16 protein-coding genes and 2 pseudogenes are annotated in these 18,456 nt (G+C 73.6%); 7 read left to right on the top strand and 11 right to left on the bottom strand.

What is annotated here, in order from left to right; genetic code table 11:
* Nucleotides 1-61: 61 nt before the first annotated feature.
* Nucleotides 62-1,948 (top strand): glycoside hydrolase family 15 protein, encoded by a 1,887-nt coding sequence (locus tag ACIRPP_RS01220; RefSeq protein ID WP_403636881.1) that lies wholly within the window; start codon nucleotides 62-64, stop codon nucleotides 1,946-1,948.
* A 3-nt stretch (nucleotides 1,949-1,951) separates the two neighbouring features.
* Here the strand turns inward: ACIRPP_RS01220 and ACIRPP_RS01215 are convergent, their stop codons facing one another.
* On the bottom strand, nucleotides 1,952-2,965 hold the full coding sequence (locus ACIRPP_RS01215) for a hypothetical protein (protein WP_403636879.1): 1,014 nt from the start codon (nucleotides 2,963-2,965) through the stop codon (nucleotides 1,952-1,954).
* A 266-nt stretch (nucleotides 2,966-3,231) separates the two neighbouring features.
* Here ACIRPP_RS01215 and ACIRPP_RS01210 point away from each other — a divergent pair, with 266 nt between their 5' ends.
* Nucleotides 3,232-3,906, top strand: coding sequence for a phosphatase PAP2 family protein (locus tag ACIRPP_RS01210; RefSeq protein WP_403636877.1), 675 nt, complete (start codon nucleotides 3,232-3,234; stop codon nucleotides 3,904-3,906).
* A 79-nt stretch (nucleotides 3,907-3,985) separates the two neighbouring features.
* Here ACIRPP_RS01210 and ACIRPP_RS01205 read toward each other — a convergent pair.
* The 3 genes and pseudogenes from ACIRPP_RS01205 to ACIRPP_RS01195 all read right to left on the bottom strand — a co-directional run.
* A pseudogene (locus ACIRPP_RS01205) lies at nucleotides 3,986-4,678 on the bottom strand (response regulator); the annotation flags it as partial.
* 178 nt (nucleotides 4,679-4,856) lie between these two features.
* Nucleotides 4,857-5,495: a class F sortase gene (locus ACIRPP_RS01200; protein ID WP_403636875.1), complete on the bottom strand. Its 639-nt coding sequence runs from the start codon at nucleotides 5,493-5,495 to the stop codon at nucleotides 4,857-4,859.
* 187 nt (nucleotides 5,496-5,682) lie between these two features.
* Entirely contained in the window at nucleotides 5,683-6,201 is a 519-nt protein-coding gene (locus tag ACIRPP_RS01195; protein WP_403636874.1) for a hypothetical protein, read from the bottom strand.
* Nucleotides 6,202-6,541: 340 nt separating this feature from the next.
* Here ACIRPP_RS01195 and ACIRPP_RS01190 point away from each other — a divergent pair, with 340 nt between their 5' ends.
* Together ACIRPP_RS01190 and ACIRPP_RS01185 are read left to right on the top strand one after the other, a co-directional pair.
* Entirely contained in the window at nucleotides 6,542-7,765 is a 1,224-nt protein-coding gene (locus tag ACIRPP_RS01190) for an MFS transporter (protein ID WP_403636873.1), read from the top strand.
* 272 nt (nucleotides 7,766-8,037) lie between these two features.
* On the top strand, nucleotides 8,038-8,916 hold the full coding sequence (locus ACIRPP_RS01185; RefSeq protein ID WP_403636872.1) for an SDR family oxidoreductase: 879 nt from the start codon (nucleotides 8,038-8,040) through the stop codon (nucleotides 8,914-8,916).
* Between the two features lie 56 nt (nucleotides 8,917-8,972).
* Here ACIRPP_RS01185 and ACIRPP_RS01180 read toward each other — a convergent pair whose 3' ends face one another.
* Nucleotides 8,973-9,365 (bottom strand): MarR family winged helix-turn-helix transcriptional regulator, encoded by a 393-nt coding sequence (locus tag ACIRPP_RS01180; protein WP_164343839.1) that lies wholly within the window; start codon nucleotides 9,363-9,365, stop codon nucleotides 8,973-8,975.
* Between the two features lie 80 nt (nucleotides 9,366-9,445).
* Here ACIRPP_RS01180 and ACIRPP_RS01175 point away from each other — a divergent pair.
* A pseudogene (locus ACIRPP_RS01175) lies at nucleotides 9,446-9,776 on the top strand (DUF6332 family protein).
* On the opposite strand, the gene ACIRPP_RS01170 reads toward ACIRPP_RS01175, so the two are convergent.
* The 3 genes from ACIRPP_RS01170 to ACIRPP_RS01160 all read right to left on the bottom strand — a co-directional run bounded on the left by ACIRPP_RS01170 (nucleotide 9,737) and on the right by ACIRPP_RS01160 (nucleotide 12,754).
* A complete protein-coding gene (locus ACIRPP_RS01170; RefSeq protein ID WP_403636871.1) occupies nucleotides 9,737-10,402 on the bottom strand; it encodes a response regulator in 666 nt (221 codons plus the stop codon). The pseudogene ACIRPP_RS01175 and the gene ACIRPP_RS01170 sit on opposite strands and share 40 nt — an antisense overlap.
* On the bottom strand, nucleotides 10,399-11,691 hold the full coding sequence (locus ACIRPP_RS01165) for a sensor histidine kinase (protein ID WP_403637560.1): 1,293 nt from the start codon (nucleotides 11,689-11,691) through the stop codon (nucleotides 10,399-10,401). Before ACIRPP_RS01165 ends, ACIRPP_RS01170 begins: the two co-directional genes overlap by 4 nt.
* A 301-nt stretch (nucleotides 11,692-11,992) precedes the next feature.
* Nucleotides 11,993-12,754, bottom strand: coding sequence for a TetR/AcrR family transcriptional regulator (locus tag ACIRPP_RS01160; protein WP_403636869.1), 762 nt, complete (start codon nucleotides 12,752-12,754; stop codon nucleotides 11,993-11,995).
* A 647-nt stretch (nucleotides 12,755-13,401) separates the two neighbouring features.
* Here ACIRPP_RS01160 and ACIRPP_RS01155 point away from each other — a divergent pair.
* Nucleotides 13,402-13,860 (top strand): nitroreductase family deazaflavin-dependent oxidoreductase, encoded by a 459-nt coding sequence (locus tag ACIRPP_RS01155; RefSeq protein ID WP_403636868.1) that lies wholly within the window; start codon nucleotides 13,402-13,404, stop codon nucleotides 13,858-13,860.
* Between the two features lie 87 nt (nucleotides 13,861-13,947).
* Here ACIRPP_RS01155 and ACIRPP_RS01150 read toward each other — a convergent pair whose 3' ends face one another.
* Complete coding sequence (locus ACIRPP_RS01150; protein ID WP_403636866.1) at nucleotides 13,948-15,186, bottom strand: geranylgeranyl reductase family protein; 1,239 nt, start codon at nucleotides 15,184-15,186, stop codon at nucleotides 13,948-13,950.
* A 193-nt stretch (nucleotides 15,187-15,379) separates the two neighbouring features.
* Between ACIRPP_RS01150 and ACIRPP_RS01145 the strand changes: the two genes are divergently transcribed.
* Nucleotides 15,380-16,741, top strand: coding sequence for a dipeptidase (locus tag ACIRPP_RS01145; RefSeq protein ID WP_403636864.1), 1,362 nt, complete (start codon nucleotides 15,380-15,382; stop codon nucleotides 16,739-16,741).
* Nucleotides 16,742-16,859: 118 nt separating this feature from the next.
* On the opposite strand, the gene ACIRPP_RS01140 is transcribed toward ACIRPP_RS01145, so the two are convergent.
* Nucleotides 16,860-17,903: an NUDIX domain-containing protein gene (locus tag ACIRPP_RS01140; protein ID WP_403636862.1), complete on the bottom strand. Its 1,044-nt coding sequence runs from the start codon at nucleotides 17,901-17,903 to the stop codon at nucleotides 16,860-16,862.
* A 143-nt stretch (nucleotides 17,904-18,046) separates the two neighbouring features.
* Nucleotides 18,047-18,241, bottom strand: coding sequence for a hypothetical protein (locus tag ACIRPP_RS01135; protein WP_403636861.1), 195 nt, complete (start codon nucleotides 18,239-18,241; stop codon nucleotides 18,047-18,049).
* Nucleotides 18,242-18,456: the final 215 nt, after the last annotated feature.

Below are 18,456 nucleotides of genomic sequence, written 5' to 3'. Positions count from 1 at the left end.
GGCCCGGAAGCCTACGCTGGGCAGAGGGCGCCACACGCGCCGCCGGGGCAGGGAGGCTGCGATGGGCGCCAGGGCCGAGGGACGAGCGACCGCCGGAGCACACGGCACCCCCGAGGAGCGGACCGACGACGGACCCGGGGGCGCCGGCGGCCCGCGCTACGTGCCGATCGCCGACCACGGGCTGATCGGTGATCTGCGCACCGCGGCGCTGGTGGCCATCGACGGCACCATCGACTGGTACTGCTGCCCGGCCTTCGACGCGCCCAGTGTGTTCGCCTCGCTGCTGGACGCCGACCGCGGCGGCTGCTTCGAGCTGGAGGCGGCCGTGCCCGCCCGCAGGAAGCAGTTCTACTTCCCCGACACCAATGTGCTGATCACCCGCTTCTACACCGAGGACGGGGTCGGCGAGGTGCAGGACTTCATGCCGGTGTCGCAGGACCCCGCCGAGAGCAGCAGGCACCGGCTGATCCGGCGGGTGCTGTGCGTGCGGGGGACCGTGCCGTTCCGGGCGCGGGTGGCGCCGCGCTTCGACTACGGCACCCGGTCGCACACCCTGCGCAAGGACGGGGACGTGACGGTGTTCGTGTCCGACCGGCTGTCCCTCGGGCTCCACGCGACCGTCCCGCTGACCTGGGACGGGGTGGACGTCACGGCCCGGTTCGAGCTCACCGAGGGCGAGACGGCGGTGCTCGCCCTGGACCACCTCGGCGAGGGCGTGGCCCCGCGGGGGTGTGCGCACGCCGAGGCGGAGGACCGGTTCGCGGCGACGGTGCGCTACTGGCGGCGCTGGCTGGCCGCGTCCCGCTACCGGGGCCGCTGGCGGGAGATGGTGCACCGCTCCGCCCTCACGCTCAAGCTGCTCACCTACGCCCCGACCGGCGCTATCGTGGCGGCGCCGACGACGAGCCTGCCGGAGGAGATCGGCGGGGAACGCAATTGGGACTACCGCTACGTCTGGGTGCGCGACGCGGCGTTCTGCGTGTACGCGCTGCTGCGGCTGGGGTTCTCCGAGGAGGCGGAGGCGTTCATGGGGTTCGTGTCCCGGCACATCAGCCCGGGGGACGGCGCCCCGTCCGGCCCGCTGCAGATCATGTACGGCATCGACGGCCGCACCGACCTGTCCGAGGCCGAGCTGAGCCACCTGGAGGGGCACCTCGGCTCGGCACCGGTCCGGGTGGGCAACGCGGCAGCCGAGCAGCTGCAGCTCGACATCTACGGGGCACTGATCGACTCCATCTATCTGTACGACAAGTGGGCGGAGCCCGTCTCCAGCGAGCAGTGGGACCACGTGTGCGCGCTGGTGGAGTGGGTGGGCGCGCACTGGGACCAGCCGGACGAGGGGATCTGGGAGACCCGGGGCGGGCGCCGGAAGTTCCTGTACTCGCGGCTGATGTGCTGGGTGGCGATCGAGCGCGCCATCCGCATGGCCCACCGGCGGGGGCTGCCCGCCGACCTGCCCCGCTGGCAGGCGTGCCGGGACACGATCTACCGGCGGATCATGAGCCACGGCTGGTCGGAGGAGCGGGGCGCCTTCATGCAGCACGAGGACGGGGACGTGCTGGACGCGGCCGTGCTGATGATGCCGCTGACCAAGTTCATCGCGCCGACCGACCCGAAGTGGCTGCGCACCCTGGCCTCGCTCACCGAGGAGCTGGTGTCGGACTCGCTGGTGTACCGGTACGACCCCGGTGTCAGCCCGGACGGGCTGCGCGGCGGTGAGGGCACCTTCTCGATCTGCTCGTTCTGGTACGTCGAGTCGCTGACCCGGGCGGGCCGGCTGGACGAGGCGCGGCTCGCCTTCGAGAAGATGCTGACGTACGCCAACCACCTCGGCCTCTACGCCGAGCAGATCGGCCACGGCGGGGAGCAGCAGGGCAACTTCCCGCAGGCGTTCACCCATCTGTCGCTGATCAGCGCCGCGTTCAACCTGGACCGGGCGCTGGGCTGACGCTCAGTGGCCGTGGCCGTCGGCGGGTTCGCGGCTCCCCTCGGACCCGGTGTGCTCCGGCGTGGCGCCGTCCGGACCGGCGGGGTGGGTGTCCGGGCCGGCGGTGGGGGTGCCCGGCGTCCCGGCGTGCACGGTGAAGGCCGCGGTGCGTACGACGCCGTCGTGCCGGAAGTCCAGGAAGAGCCGGTAGCTGCCGCTGCTGGGCGCGGTGGCCGTGAAGGAGACGTCCGGTCCGGGCTTCGTGGTGCCGTCGCCGGGCTCGCCGTGGGGGTGGACGTGCAGGTAGGCGAGGTCTCCGGAGCGCAGGGCCACCAGGTGGCCGTAGGCGCCCAGGTAGGGCTGGAGGTCGGTGACGGGCCGGCCGTCCCGGGTGACGGTGAGCCGGAGGCCGCTCGCCCGGCCGGGGCGCAGGGTGCCGGTCAGCCGGACCTCGTAGCCGTCGACGCGTGCGGTGGCGCGGGCCTCGGGCAGGCCGCGCGGCCGGTAGGGGCCGGAGACGGCGAGGTCGGCGCCGAGGGTGAGGTTGCGGGCCCCCGGCCGGGCGGGGGTGAAGTCCGCGAAGATCCGGTAGCCCCCGGCCCGGGGCAGCTCGGCGGTGGTGCTCCAGGTGCCGTCGGCGGCGCGCTCCGGGTGCAGGTGACGGAAGGTCAGCAGGTCGCGTGAGGCCACGATGAGGTGGAGTTCCTTGTCGTGCTCACGGCGGTAGTCGGTGACCGTCCGGCCCTGGTCGTCCCGGATCCTGAAGCGCAGGTGTGCCGGCTCCCCGGCGCGGGCGCGCGCGGTGTCCAGGTCGAGGGTGTAGCCCTGCTCCGAGATCTGGAGTCCGCCGGCCGGGGAGGTCTCGTGCCCGGCATGGCCGCCGTTCTCGGGGTGCGACGACGCCCCGGAGTGCTTCTCGTCGTGTGCCGGGGGCCGGTCGGCGACCGCCGGGTCCAGGCTCTGGCCGACGCCGTAGGCCGTGCCGAACGCGGCGGCCAGGGCGGCGGCGAAGGCGGTGATCTTCAGTCCGGTGTTCATGGCCGTCTCTCCTCGGGATCGGCGCCGGTCACTCGCGGCCGAGCCCGGCTTCCACCCTTCGAGTACATACCCCCCTAGGGTATGACGTCAAGTCGGACCGCCAACGGATTCGATACGGGCAGGGGGTATGCCGACCTGCGAGGTGTCCGACCGGTGTGGATCATGCGTACGGTGGGCACCTGGTGATTCCCTGCCCCGGCGCGGGGACGCCGAGCGCGCGAACCCGTCCGCGCCCCTGCTCACACATGCCACCGCGGGAGAGACAGATGAGCGAGCCGACCCCCAGCGACCAGGACGCCACCCGTCCGCTCACCGCGGCCGTGCCTCCCTCCGACGGGCTGCGCAGGGTCGCGTCCGCGGTGCTCGGCGACCTCCGCGCCGTGGACGGCGCCCTGTACGCGGCGGTGGCGGCCACGCCGACCCCCACGCTCGACCGGGCCCTGCGCCGGCTGTCGCACGCGGCCGACCACTCGAAGATCTCGTTCGCCATCGCGGGCGCCCTCGCGCTGAGCGGTTCCCGGCCGCGCCGGGCGGCACTGGCCGGTGTCGGCGCCGTCGCGGTGGCCTCCGCCTCCGCGAACCTGCTCGGCAAACGCCTGGTGCACCGGGACCGGCCGGACCGGGAGGCGGCGCGCGTGACGGTGGACCGGCATGTGCCGATGCCGACGTCCGCGTCCTTCCCGTCCGGGCACACCGCGTCGGCGGTCGCGTTCGCCACCGCCGTCGGCACGGTCCTGCCCGCCGCCTCGGTCCCGCTGGGCGCGCTCGCGGGCGCGGTCGGCTACTCCCGCGTCCACACGGGCGTGCACTACCCGGGGGACGTGGCCGCCGGTGCCGTCCTCGGCATCGCCAGCGCCGCCACCGCCCTCGCCGTGGCCTCGGCCCGCTTCCCGGCGTCCTTCGGGCACCGGCGGTTCCGCTGGGCGGGCCCGGGCCGCTGACCGGCCGTCACCACCCCTCCCCCGGCCGCCCGGACCACCCCCGTCCGGCGCGCCTCCTCGCCTCCCCGTGGCCTCCGCGTCAGACGCCCGCGCCGCCCCGGGACCACGGATCCTGCGCGGTCCGTGTCCCCGCACCGTCCACGAACCGGTACCGGCGCTCCGGCCGCCCCGCCGCGCCGTACCGCAGGGACACCTCGGCGCTGCCGACGGTGTCGAAGTGCTCCGGATACCGCCTGGCACTGACCCGGGAGACACCGGTCGCCTCGGCACACTCACGCGCCGAGAGGGTGCCGTCGGCCTGCCGCAGGGCGCGCTCGATCAGCGGCGCCGTCTCCACACGCATGCCCTTGGGCAGCGCCGAGGCCACCGGCGCGGGCCCCGCCGCACCCGCCGGCACCCGGTCCACGTCGGCCTGCCCGCGCACCACGGCGTCCCCCAGCCGGCCCCGGTGGACGGCGTAACGCTCCAGCCGGGCCCGCAGGTCCTCGAACGCGAACGGCTTCAGCAGGTAGCCGACCACGCCGTGGCGGACCGCGCCGCGCACACTGTCCGCCTCCCGCGCGGCACTGATCACCATCACATCGCACGCGTGCCCGGCCGCCCGCAGCCGGGGGATGACGTCCAGGCCGAACAGAGCGGGCAGATACAGGTCCAGCAGCACGAGACTGGTGAACACGCCGTTCTCGGTGACCGTGTACGCGGTCGTGGCGCTGCTGCCGGCCTGGCCGCTGCTGCGGAAGGCGGTACGGCGGGAAACGGGGCGGCGCAGGACGGGGCGGCGCAGGACGGGGCGGCGCGGGCGGTACTGCAGAAGGCGGTTTTGGTGGTTGCCGGCGAGGCGGAGCAGCGGGCTGCGGACCCGCCTGGGCGGGACGACAGCTGAGCGGGGCGGGCTCTCACGTCCTCGGAGGGTCCGAGGGGCCGAGGGTCCGCCCCGCGGGGCGCCGTGGTCAGACGAGGTGGGCGAAGACCACCAGGTTCTCGGTGTAGTCCTTCACGGAGTGGTCGTAGTCGCCCGAGCAGGTGATGAGCCGGACCTGGGCGTCCGGCGTGTCGGCGTACACCCGCTCGTCGGGGAAGTCGTCCTTGTCGAAGGACTCGGCACCGTCCACCACGAAGGTGGCCGTGCGTCCGTCGGCGCGCGCCACCTGGAACTTGTCGCCCTTCTTCAGTTCGCCGAGCCGCGCGAACACGGCCGGGGACGTCTTGGTGTCCACGTGCCCGGCGATGATCGACGTGCCGAGTTCGCCCGGGGAGACGCCCTTGGCGAACCAGCCGACCAGGTTGGTGTCGTCGGCCGGGGGCGGCTGGAGCCGGCCGTCCTTGCCGACGGCCAGGTCGGTGAAGGGCGCGTCGACCTTGATGCCGGGGATGCGCAGCCGGGTCGGCGCCGACCGCGCCAGGTGCTTGTGGGGTGTCGCGCTCGCGGACGGAGCGGTGGAAGCGGGAGGAGTGGGAGGGGCCGTGGTGGAGGCCGCGACGGCGGGCGGGGCGTGCGGCACGTGCGCGTCGTCGGGGGGACTCTCCCGGCCGCCGAGCAGGCTCACCGCCAGGACCAGGGCCGCCGCACCCCAGAAGACCGCCGTCATCACGGCACGCAGTCGTCGTCGGGGCGGCCGTTCATCGGTCGCACGGGGGGACGGAGGGCTGGCTGCCATCGGGAAGACCACCTCACTGGAACACGGCAGCGGACAGATCGGGCGAACGGGCGAGCGGGGCCGCCGTGACGCGTGAGACGCGTACGGCGACCCCGGCTGCTATGTCATCGGGCATGGCTCACGCCACGTTTCCGGACGCCTTCTTGCGCCGCAGCGCGTAGGCACCCGTGCCGAGGACCGCCAGCGCGGCCAGACCACCGGCGCTGACGCCCGGGTCGGCGAGCGCACCGCCACCGGTGTGCATGCCACCGCGCGGCTTCTCGTGCTTCCAGTCCTTGTCCTTCTCCTTGTCCTTGCCGCTCCAGGACTCCTCGCCCTGCGAGTCCTTGTTCTTGTCCTTGTAGGTCTCCGGGTCGTACTTCGGGTCCTTCGCGCTGCCCCAGTCCCCTTCGGTCACCGCGGCCAGAGCCCCGCCGCCGGTGTGCATGCCGCCCTCCGGCTTCTTGTACTTGCCGTGCTTGTCGTGCTTGCTCTCCTTGTCGTGCTTGCTCTCGCTGTCCTTGTCGTACTCCTTGCTGGTGGAGGAGGACTTGTCCTTCTCCCAGTCACCCGAGTGATCGGCGTAGGCTGCGGGCGCCGCGATCGCGAGGGCGGCGGTGGCCGTCGCGGTGGCGAGCACCAGGCGGGCAGAGCGCATCTGGACTTTCCTTCCGTCCCGGACGGGCTGCTGACTTCGCGTCAGTACGAGGGACCCGGCCTTGACGTGATCCACCGTCAGCCGGACCGGCCGCTCCCACCATCCGGGACGATCACACGGGTTAACGGCACCCCTCTTCAGGGGGATCCGACCGCCTCCGCACGGACGCAGCCCGGCGTTGCTCCTTGCGCCCGGCGATTCCCTCGCCGTCCGGCGCCCCCCTTGCGGCCCGGCGCTCCCCTTGCGGCCCGGCGCTTCCCCTCTCGCGACCTTGCGGCCGCCGCCACCCGGCCTTCTCCGCTGCTTGCCCCCGGGGCGGGCGCGGCTCTAGCCTGAGTTTGTGCCGCTAATAAACAAAACCCGGCGGCAGCACGTCGCGCCGGGCCCCGACCTCGTCCGCCTCCGCGTCGCCCTCACCGCGTTCTTCGCCCTCGACGGCTTCCTGTTCGCCGGCTGGGTGGTGCGCATCCCCGCCATCAAGCAGCAGACCGGTGCCTCCGCCGGCGACCTCGGGCTCGCGCTGCTCGGGGTCTCCGCCGGGGCCGTGGTCACCATGACCCTGACCGGCCGCCTGTGCCGCCGCTTCGGCAGCCATCCCGTCACCGTCGCCTGCGCCGTGCTGCTCTCCCTCAGCATCGCCCTGCCGCCGCTGACGCACTCAGCTCCCGCCCTCGGCACCGTGCTGCTGCTGTTCGGCGCGGCCTACGGAGGGATCAGCGTCGCCTTCAACAGTGCCGCCGTCGACCTGGTGGCCGCGCTGCGGCGGCCGATCATGCCCGGTTTCCACGCCGCGTTCAGCCTGGGCGGCATGGTCGGCGCCGGGCTGGGCGCGCTGGTCGCCGGGTCCCTGTCCCCCACCGTTCACCTGTGGGGGCTGGCGCTGGTGGGGCTCGTGGTGACCGCCGCGGCCGGACGGACCCTCCTGCGCTGCGAGCCGCCGGCCCCGGCGCGGCCGGCCCGGACCGCCGGCGGCGCCCCGGCCCGCCCCGACGGCCGTACCCGCGCCCTGGTGGTCGTCTTCGGGCTCATCGCGCTGTGCACCGCCTACGGCGAGGGCGCGCTGGCGGACTGGGGCGCCCTGCACCTGGAGGAGGACCTGGGCGCCTCACCGGGCACGGCGGCCCTCGGCTACTCCTGCTTCGCGCTCGCCATGACCGCCGGACGGCTCAGCGGCACCACCCTGCTGGAGCGGCTGGGCCGCACCCCGACGCTCGTCGTGGGCGGCGCCACGGCGGCCGTCGGCATGCTGCTCGGGGCGCTGGCACCGTCCGTGGGACCGGCCCTGCTCGGCTACGCCGTCACGGGCCTCGGCCTCGCCAACCTCTTCCCCGTGGCCGTCGAGCGGGCGGGTGCGCTGGCGGGCCCGGGCGGCGTCGCGACGGCGTCGACGCTGGGTTACGGCGGCATGCTCCTCGGGCCTCCCGCGATCGGGTTCATGGCCGACTGGTTCAGCCTTCCGGCCGCCCTCACCAGCGTGGCGGCGCTTGCCGCGGTCGCCACGGTGATCGCCTTCGCCACCCGCCGCGCCGGTACCGGCCGGGGGGACGGGTACGAGGCCGTCTGATGCACCGCCCGGGAGGGAGCGAGGAGGGGCAGGGGCCGCCCGATGGACCGGCTGGGAGACAGGGGGCAGGCGCCGCCCGATCGACGGCAGGGAGGGAGGAAGAAAGGAAGGAGGAAGGCGGCAAGGGCCGCCCGATCGACCGGCTGGGTGGCGGGTACGAGGCCGTCTGATCGACCGGCCGAGGTGTGGGTACCCGGTGCGCGGTGTCCGTCGGAACGACCGCCGACCGGCCCGCCGCCCACCCCGTCCGACCCCCAGGGAGAGGGAGCACTGTGAGCGATCAGCAGCATCCCGCCGACCAGCATCCGACCCCCGATTTCCCGGCACAGGAGCAGCCGCACCCCGGCTGGACCGGGCCGATGGACCCGCCCCCGGACCACGGCGAGGACTCCTACCGCGGCAGCGGGCGGCTCACCGACCGCAAGGCCGTGATCACCGGCGGGGACTCCGGCATCGGCCGGGCCGTGGCCCTGGCGTTCGCCCGCGAGGGGGCGGACGTGCTGTTCACCTATCTGGACAGTGAGAAGGAGGAGGCCGACGAGACCACCCGCTGGATCGAGGAGGCCGGCCGGCAGGCGGTGGCCGTCCCGTGCGACGTGCGCGAGGAGGAGAACTGCCGCGCCCTGATCGACCGTGCCGTGTCGGAGTTCGGCAGGATCGACATCCTGGTGAACAACGCCGCGTACCAGATGTCGCAGCCCGACGGCATCGAGGCCATCACCACCGAGCAGTTCGACCGCGTCCTGCGGACCAACCTCTACGGCATGTTCTGGCTGTGCAAGATGGCCGTGCCCCACATCCCGGAGGGCGGCAGCATCATCAACTCCGCCTCCGTGCAGGCCTACAAGCCCAGTCCGCACCTGCTCGACTACGCGACGACCAAGGGCGGCATCGTCACGTTCACCCAGGGCCTGGCACAGATGCTGATCGAACGGGGCATCCGGGTCAACGCCGTGGCCCCCGGCCCGGTGTGGACGCCGCTGATCCCGGCGACGCTGCCGGACACCACCGAGTTCGGCAAGCAGGCGCCCATCGGCCGGCCCGCGCAGCCCGCCGAGATGGCCCCGGCGTATGTCTTCCTGGCGTCCCAGGAGGCGTCCTTCATCACCGCGGAGATCGTCAACGCCACCGGCGGCACACCCCTGCCGTAGCGACCGAGGGCCGGACGCCGTCGGCCGAACGCCGTGGGCTCAACGCCGTCGGCCGGTCATCCGCCGGTGAGCATCCGGGCCAGGACAGCGCGCTGCACGGGCAGTACCTCGCCGTGCAGCGCGCGGCCCTTCGCCGTCAGCGACACCCGCACCCCCCGGCGGTCCTCCGGGCACATGCCCCGGTCGACGAGGCCCTCCCGCTCCAGCCGGGCGATGAGCCGGGACAGGGCGCTCTGGGTGAGGTGGACGCGTTCCGATATCTGCTGGACGCGGTAGGCCCGTCCGGTCCTCGCGGAGCCCTCCGCCAGTATGTCCAGGACCTCGAAGTCGCTGGCGCACAAACGGTGTTCGTTGAGCGCCCGGTCGAGTTCGCAGTGGGTGCGCGCGTGCAGCGCCAGCATGTCCCGCCACTGTTGAACGAGCGCCTGTTCGGCCTGCTTCGCCGCCATGGCCCGCACCGTAGCAGAGGGGCGCTTGCCCGCCGGGCACACGCCTGTTTGACTCGGAGGCCGAGCATCGGGGGAAACGCATGACAGAGGCAGGCACGACGGGGCAGGGGCGGCGGAGCCAGGCGGAGCGGGACGCCATCACCGTGGAGATCGGCTACGCCCTGTGCAGCGCCGCGTTCGCCGCCGCCGTCGTCTTCGGGGCGGTGGCCGGTCCGGTGCTGCTCTTCTCGCTTCCCGGCACCGTGGAACGCCTGCTGGCCGGCGCCGGACTCGTCCTCGCACCGGTGCTGTTCACCGTCCGGGTGGTCAGCGTGCTGCTCCGCTTTCGGCCGTTCCGCACGGCCGTCCGCGAGCCGGTCGGATCAGCCGGATCAGCCGAGCCAGCCGGGCCGCACCAGGCCCGACTCGTAGGCCAGGACGACCAGTTGGGCGCGGTCCCGGGCGCCCAGTTTCACCATGGTCCGGCTGACGTGGGTCTTGGCGGTGAGCGGGCTGACGACGAGACGCCGGGCGATCTCCTCGTTGGACAGGCCCATGCCGACCAGCGCCATCACCTCCCGTTCCCGCTCGGTGAGTCCGGCCAGGGCCTCCGCGGCGGCCGGTTCCTTGGAACGGGCCGCGAACTCGGCGATCAGCCGGCGGGTCACACCGGGTGACAGGAGCGCGTCGCCCGCAACCACCGCCCTCACCGCGCGCAGGAGTTCGTCCGGTTCGGTGTCCTTCACCAGAAAGCCGGAGGCGCCCGAGCGAAGGGCCTCGAAGACGTACTCGTCCAGCTCGAAGGTGGTCAGCATGACCACCTTCACCTCGGCGAGGTCCCCGTCCCCGGTGACCCGCCGGGTCGCGGCCAGACCGTCGAGCCCGGGCATCCGGATGTCCATCAGTACGACGTCCGGGCGCAGTTCGCGGGTCAGCCGGACGGCCCCTGCGCCGTCCGACGCCTCCCCGGCCACCTCGATGTCCGGCTGCGCGTCCAGCAACGCCCGGAACCCCGCCCGGACGAGCGACTGGTCGTCGGCGAGCAGTACGCGGATCACCGGTCCTCCTCGGCTTCGAGCGGCAGTACGGCCAGCACCCGGAACCCGCCGTCGGGACGCGGGCCCGCCTCGATGGTGCCATCCAGCGCGGCGGCCCGCTCCCGCATCCCGGCCAGCCCGTTGCCGCTGCCGCCCGCGTCGGCACCCGTGGGCGGACCGTCGTCGTCGATCCGCAACCGCAGCCGCCCGCCGGCGCGTTCCGTGCGTTCGCTTTCGGCGCGTTCAGGCTCCGTGCGTTCGTGTTCGATGTGCACACGGGCGCGCCGCGAGCCGGAATGCCGTACGACGTTGGTGAGCGCCTCCTGGACGATGCGGAAAGCGGCGAGATCGGCGCCGGGCGGAAGGTCGGGCACTTCCCCCTCCACCGTGACCACGAGCCCCGCTGCGGCGGCCTGTTCCACCAGCTCCGGCAGCCGTCCCAGGCCCGGCGCGGGGGCGCGGGGCGCGGCGCCGGGAGCCCTCAGCGTGTCCAGTACCTGACGCACCTCGCCCAGCGCCTCCTTGCTCGTGTCCTTGATGGTGGTGAGCGCGGTACGGGCCTGTTCGGGGTCGCTGTCCAGGAGGGCGAGACCGACACCGGCCTGCACGTTGATGACGGAGATGCTGTGCGCGAGCACGTCGTGCAGCTCGCGGGCGATCCGCAGGCGCTCCTCGTCCGCACGCCGCCGGGCGGCCTGGGCCCGCTCGGCCCGCTCCCGTGCCCACTGCTCCCGGCGGACCCGGCCCAGTTCGGACAGCGCCACGACGGCCACCGCCCAGGCGGCGACCACGAACTCCTGGTTCCAGGACGCCGCCGTGTCCCCCGCGGGCGGCAGCCACCGGTAGAACAGGTGGGTGAGGAGCAGGTGCCCCGCCCAGAGCGCCCCCATGGCCGTCCACGCGGCCCGGCGGTGCCCGCGGACGACCGCACTGAAGCACGCCACGGCGACCGTCAGCAGCACCGGCCCGTAGGGGTATCCCAGGGCGAGGTAGGCCAGGACGGCGGCGACCGTACCGGACACCACGGCCACCGGATGCCGGTGCCGCCACAGCAGCAGGAGCCCCGAGGCGAGGAGGAGCAGCTGCGACCAGACGTCGGGAGCGACCCGTTGCCCGTGCTGGCCGTGCGCCGCGAAGGAGGAGCCGACCAGGACGAACACGGTCACCAGCAGGGTGGACCGCCACGGCCACCGCGACCCGCGGCGGTCGCCCGGGTCCGCGTTGTCGCCCCGCCAACCGCCGGGACCGTGCCACCCGCCCGGACCGTGCCAGGCGCTCGGCCCGCGCCACGGGCTCGGGCCGAGCCGCATGCTCGGGCCGTGCCGCATGCTCGGGCCGTGCCGCATGCTCGGGCCGTGCCGCCGGTCGGCGGGGCCGGGCGCCTGCCGGGGCCGGGCCCGTCCGGCTCCGCGCCCGCGCTGCTCGTCCATGCCGGCCACGCTAGACGCCGCGGACGACGAGCGGCGTCACCCGGGCGTGGTGATCACGCGTACTCCCGGCGAAGTACGTCCGAGCGGACCCGGGGCCCCGTCAGCGCAACGGGTCCTGGAAGGGGGTGCCGCTCTCCGGCCGTTCCGGTCGGTAGCTGTCCGAGGTTGTCTCGCCAGGTCGTCAGTTCGCGGCGGGGCGCCCTGCGCCGGCCCCGGCCCCGGAGCCGGCGCCGTCTCCGCTCGGGCCCTGCTGCCCGTAGACGAGGCCGACACCGTGCGCGAGCTGCCCGGCCGCGTGCCGGAAGAACCGCTCGCGGTCCTCGACCACCCGGTTGAACTGCCCGAACAGCTCGAATCCCACCAGCCCGAACAGCTGCGCCCAGGCCGCCACCATGGCCACGGCCACCGCGGGCGGCAGGTCGGGCGCCAGGTCGGCGGCCATCCGTTCGGCCTCGGGCCTCAGCTCCGCCGGCAACGAGGGCTTGGCCAGACCGAGGCCCCGGTGCGCCTCCCGGAGGATGCCGATGAGCACCAGCCCCACCCGCGAGGCGGCCGCGACCGTGGTCCGGGGCGCCTCGTACCCGGGGACCGGCGTGCCGTAGATCAGCGCGTACTCGTGCGGATGCTCGAGGGCCCAGCGGCGCACCCCCTCGCACACCGCGGTCCAGCGCTGTACCGGTCCGGCGTCGTCGGCCGCCTCGTGGGCGGACTCGGCCGCCTCGCCGAGGGAGTCGTAGGCGTCGATGATGAGAGCGGTCAGCAGATCGTCGCGGCTGGGGAAGTAGCGGTAGAGCGCGGACGAGGCCATACCGAGCTCACGGGCCACGGCCCGCAGGGACAACTTGGCGGCGCCGTCCGCCGCGAGCTGCGCGCGCGCCTTCTCCTTGATGGCCGCGGTGATCTCGATCCTGGCCCGGGCACGGGCGCCGTGTGGGGTGCTCATGCCGGACAGTGTGACACCAGAAGGAGAGCACTGCACACAATCAAGAGCACTGCACGCAACGCGGAGCGCTGCACACGACAGGGAGCGCCGCGCGCGACAGGGAGCACCGCGCGCGACAGGGAGCACCGCGCACCCACGAGAGCGCCGCTCTCCGATGAGAGCAGCGATAAGCGGGCGGCACGGCGACCCGAACCGACAGCCAGCGAGGGGCAGCGAGAGCGACGGACGCGAACGAGAGCGGCGTCCGCAAGGGAGAGCAGCGTCCGCAAAGAAGAGCGGTGCACGGAGGGAGAGCAGCGTCCGCAAAGAAGAGCGGTGCACGGAGGGAGAGCAGCGTCCGCAGGAGAGAGCAGCGTCCGCAACGGAGAGCGGCGCACGCAAAAGAGAGCGCTGCTCTTGCTTTCCGGGCCGATCGTCCCGCACAATGAAACCCGGCAACCGAGAGCGCTGCTCACAAACGAGAACGGCGCTCTCGAACGCCGTTACGCTCAGCCCTCCCAGCCCCTCACCCCTCTCATCCGACCGGATGCACGCTCCCGGACCACGCACTGGCGCACTGGCGCACTGACGCACTGACGCACTGACGCACTGACGCACTGACGCACCGGATCCCCACGCACCGCATCCCACCCACCCACGGAGGCCCCATGTCCACGCCCACACCGCACGTCCAGAAGCCCGGCCGGTTCACCGTCGGTGTCCTCAACCGCGGGGTCGCCTGGCTGATCCGCCGGGGGTTCGGCGTCTGGGGCTCCCGGATCCTGGCCGTCCGCGGGCGCAAGTCCGGCGAGTGGCGGACGACCCCGGTCAACCTGCTGACCGTGGACGGCGCGCACTACCTCGTCGCGCCGCGCGGTCACGTCCAGTGGACCCACAACATGCGCGCGGCGGGCGGCGGCGAGCTGCGCCTGGGCAAGCGCGTGGACCCCTTCACCGCCACCGAGGTCACCGACGACGACAAGCCCTCGCTGCTGCGCGCCTACCTCAAGCGCTGGAAGGCGGAGGTCGGCGTGTTCTTCAAGGGCGTGGGCCCGGACTCCTCCGACGAGGAGCTGCGCCGCATCGCCCCCGACCACCCGGTCTTCCGGATCACGTTCACCAGCTGACCCGGGCCGCCCCGCCCCCGCCCTCCCTGACCCTCCTGACCCTCATTGCCCCTGCCTCACTGCCCCGCTGGCCCCTGCCCCGGGGCGTCAGTCCGCCGGCCCGGTGTCGTCGCTCGCCGGACGGCGGTCGAAGGCCAGCAGGGCGCGGTGTGCCAGGGGATGGGTGCGGACGAGCTCGCCGAGGGTCGTGGAGCCCTGCGTGATGTCCTTGAACGCCTTCCAGGCCGGGCGGAAGCCGGTGAGGACCGCGTGGAAGACACCGGGGCGTCGCTCGAACGCGGCCAGCATGCGCTTGCCGACGCTCATCTCCACGCCGAGCCCCGACTTGACGGCGAACGCGTAGTTCAGGGCCTGGCGCCGGGTGTCCACGGCGTCGTGGGCCTCCGCGATGCGTACCGCCCACTCCCCCGCGAGGCGGCCCGACCGCAGGGCGAAGGAGATGCCCTCGCGGGTCCACGGCTCCAGCATCCCGGCCGCGTCGCCGCACACCAGCACCCGGCCCCGGGACAGCGGCGAATCGTCGGCCCGGCAGCGGGTCAAGTGCCCGGAGGAGATGCTGGGTTCGAACCCGGCCAGGCCGAGGCGGCCGATGAAGTCCTCCAGGTACCGCTTCGTCGCGGCGCCTTCGCCGCGCCGGGAGATCACGCCGACGGTGAGGGTGTCGCCCTTGGGGAAGACCCAGCCGTAACTGCCGGGCATCGGGCCCCAGTCGATGAGCACCTTGCCCTTCCAGTCCTCGGCGACGGTGTCCGGGACCGGGATCTCGGCCTCGAGGCCGAGGTCGACCTGGTCCAGTTTGACGCCGACGTGGGCTCCTATCCGGCTGGCGCTGCCGTCCGCGCCGACGACGGCGCGGGCCAGCACGGTCTCGCCGCCCTGGAGGACGACGGCGACCGTGCGCCGGTCCGGCACGGCCGAGCCGTGCTGCTCGACCCGCTGCACGGTGGCGCCGGTGCGCAGTTCGGCGCCCGCCTTCTGCGCGTGTTCCACGAGCTGCTGGTCGAACTCCGGCCGGTTGATGAGCCCGAACAGCATCTGCCGGGAGCGCCGGGTGCGGCTGAACCGCCCGTTGTGGGAGAAGGTGACCGCGTGCACCCGGTCCCTCAGGGGGAGGTCGAAGCCGGGCGGGAGCGCGTCGCGCGTGGGGCCGATGATGCCGCCGCCGCAGGTCTTGTAGCGCGGCAGCTCCGCCTTCTCCAGCAACAGCACGCGTCGTCCCGCGACCGCCGCCGCGTAGGCGGCCGACGCCCCCGCGGGTCCCGCGCCCACCACGACGACGTCCCACACCTGCCGCACGTCGTCCGCTGAAGAGTTCTCGCTGCTCACGATGGTCTACTGCTCCCGATCCAGCCGCCTGCCGCTCTTGACCCCCGCATCCTACGGCGACGATCACCGCGGGCCGCTGTGGGAGGATCGGCGGCATGGGTGCCCCGTACACCGGAGGCCGCCCGTACCGCACGATCAGCTCGTACGGGGGAGTACACACCCCTACAACGTCGCACCCACAAGGAGCGTGCCCATGTCGTCGAATCCGGTCGCCGCGACCGTCGCCTCGCTGATGCCGAGGGCGAAGGAGGAGCTCACCGAACTGGTGGCCTTCAAGTCGGTGGCGGACTTCGGCCAGTTCCCGCGCAGCGAGAGCGAGGGAGCCGCCCGCTGGATCACGGACGCCCTGACCGCCGAGGGCTTCCAGGACGTGGCGCTGCTCGACACCCCGGACGGCACCCAATCGGTCTACGGATACCTGCCCGGCCCCGAGGGCGCCAGGACCGTGCTGCTGTACGCCCATTACGACGTGCAGCCGCCGCTGGACGAGGCGGGCTGGGACACCCCGCCGTTCGAGCTGACCGAGCGGGACGGGCGCTGGTACGGGAGGGGGACCGCGGACTGCAAGGGCGGCCTCATCATGCACCTGCTGGCGCTGCGTGCCCTGAAGGCGAACGGCGGCGTGCCGGTGCATGTCAAGGTGATCGTCGAGGGCTCGGAGGAGCAGGGCACCGGCGGACTGGAGCGGTACGCCGAGGCGCACCCGGAGCTCCTGGCGGCCGACGCGATCGTCATCGGCGACTCCGGCAACTTCCGGCCGGGCCTGCCGACGGTCACCACCATCCTGCGCGGCATGACGCTCGTGCGGGTACGGATCGACACCCTCGAGGGCAACCTGCACTCGGGACAGTTCGGCGGTGCGGCGCCCGACGCGCTGGCCGCGCTGGTGCGCGTCCTGGACTCGCTGCGCGCCGAGGACGGCAGCACCACCGTCGACGGGCTGTCCGGGGACGCCTCGTGGGACGGACTCCAGTACGACGACGAGCAGTTCCGCAAGGACGCGGGGGTGCTGGACGGTGTGGAGCTGATCGGCTCCGGCACGGTCGCCGACCGGATCTGGGCCCGCCCGGCGGTCACCGTGCTCGGCATCGACTGCCCGCCGGTGGTCGGCGCCACCCCGTCCGTGCAGGCGAGCGCGCGGGCACTGATCAGCCTGCGGGTGCCGCCGGGCACGGACGCGGCCCGGGCCACGGAGCTGCTCCGGGCGCATCTGGCGGCCCACACCCCCTGGGGTGCGCGGGTGAGCACCGAGCAGGTCGGGCAGGGCCAGCCGTTCCGTGCCGACCCGAGCAGCCCGGCGTACCGGGCCATGGCCGACGCGATGGGGGTCGCCTACCCGGGCCAGGAGATGAGCCTGGCCGGTCAGGGCGGTTCGATCCCGTTGTGCAACACCCTGGCCTCGCTGTACCCGAAGGCGGAGATCCTGCTGATCGGCCTGAGCGAGCCGGAGGCCCGCATCCACGCGGTCAACGAGAGCGTCTCCCCCGACGAGCTGGAGCGGCTGTCGGTCACGGAGGCCCTGTTCCTGCGCAACTACGCCGCCGGCGCGAGCTGAGCCCCACGCCGGCCGGTCACCGGGTCCCCGCATCCGCCTGGGGCCCGGTGGCCGACCGGGACTCCGGCCGGTCACCGACGCCCGGCCCCACACCCGACCGCACCCGCCGCGAGGACCGTCACGGCCCCACGGGTACGCCCGCCTCCAGGTACATGGCCCGCCCGCGTTCCCGGGCCCGCAGGGCGCGGCGGAGGCGTTCGTAGCGGACCGGGGGGAGGAGTTCGGCGGCTTCCGCCTCGGAGGCGAAGCGCCAGGCGCGCAGTTCGGGGCCGGGCAGGAGCAGCCGGCCGGTGTCGGCGGTGTGGAGTCTGCCGCCGTCGAAGAGGAGCCGGAGGCCTCCGTAGCCGGGCGGTGCGGGTGGCTCCCAGTCGACGACGAGCAGGCCGGGCACCTCCTCCAGGTTGATCCCGGTCTCCTCGGCGACCTCGCGCATGCCCGCGCGTGCGGGAGCCTCGCCCGGTTCGACGACCCCGCCGGGGAACTCCCATCCCGCCTTGTAGGTGGGGTCGACGAGCAGCACGCGGTCCTGTTCGTCGAAGAGCAGTACGCCCGCGGCGACCGTCTCGGCGGTGGGTTCGGCGGTCTGCACGATGTCGCAGGCGGGCACCGATCCGGCGGCCACGGCCTCGGCGATGCGTACGGCGGTGTCGTAGGGGCTCAGCGCGCCGTTGTCGACCGGGTAGGCGTCGGTGGTGAGCCAGGAGGCGAGGGCGCTGCGGTAGGGCTCGATGTGGTCGTGGGCCCACTGCCGGACGCGTATCTCGCCGTCCGGGAGCCCGTCGGGGACCTCCCGGCCCGCTATGCGCTCGCGCAGGATCGTTTCCGCCGGGGCGAGGAGGACATGCCGCACCGCGATGCGGCGGGCGGCGAGTCCGCCGAAGATCTCGTCGCGGTACTCCTGGCGCAGCAGGGTCATGGGCACCACGAGGGTCCCGCCGAGCTCGGCGAGCATCGCCGCAGCCGTGTCGATCACCAGGCGTCGCCAGATCGGGAGGTCCTGGTAGTCGCCCACCTCCGCGAGGTGTTTCGGCGGGAGCAGGTGGCCCAGCGCCCCGCCGACGACCTCGGGGTCGAAGAGCGTACTGTTCGGGATCAGTTCGATCAGTTCCCGTGCGGTGGTGGTCTTCCCCGCACCGAACGCACCGTTGATCCAGACGATCACGGTTCCCCCTCTTCTGTTGGCCCCCTGTGGCTTGCCCGCTCCACCCTGCCACGGAAACCAGATCCGGCTCAGAACGCGAAACGACGGCGCCGGTGCCCTCGGAAGTGAGGGCACCGGCGCCGTGCGGTCCGGCCGGAAACGCGTCAGTCCTTGTCCTGCACCACGTCACCGGCGGGGGCCAGGCTGTCGGAGGCGACCTCCGCCCGGTCGAGCGTGCTGAGGGTGTCGTCGACGCTGAGGCCGGCGAGGTCCTCGCCGAGCGCGTGGGACGGCGTGACGGCCGCGACGACGAAACCGGCGGCCAGGGAGGCGATGGCGAGCATGCTGCGCTTCTTCATGCCCCGTTCAACCGCGGAAACCGCTCCGGGGTCACGCACCGATGTGGGAGGCGAGGGAAACAGCGGGCCCCGGACCCGCGGCCCTGCCGGTGAGACGCCCGCGACGGCCCGCCGGTGCGACACCCGCCAGCCGGTCTCGGCCCGCCGGTCCGCTGGTGCGACACCCGCCAGCCGGTCTCGGCCCGCCGGTCCGCTGGTGCGACACCCGCCAGCCG

Source organism: Streptomyces sp. NPDC101219 (genome assembly GCF_044767675.1).
Lineage (GTDB): Bacteria > Actinomycetota > Actinomycetes > Streptomycetales > Streptomycetaceae > Streptomyces.
This window is presented reverse-complemented; position numbering and strand designations above follow the sequence as displayed.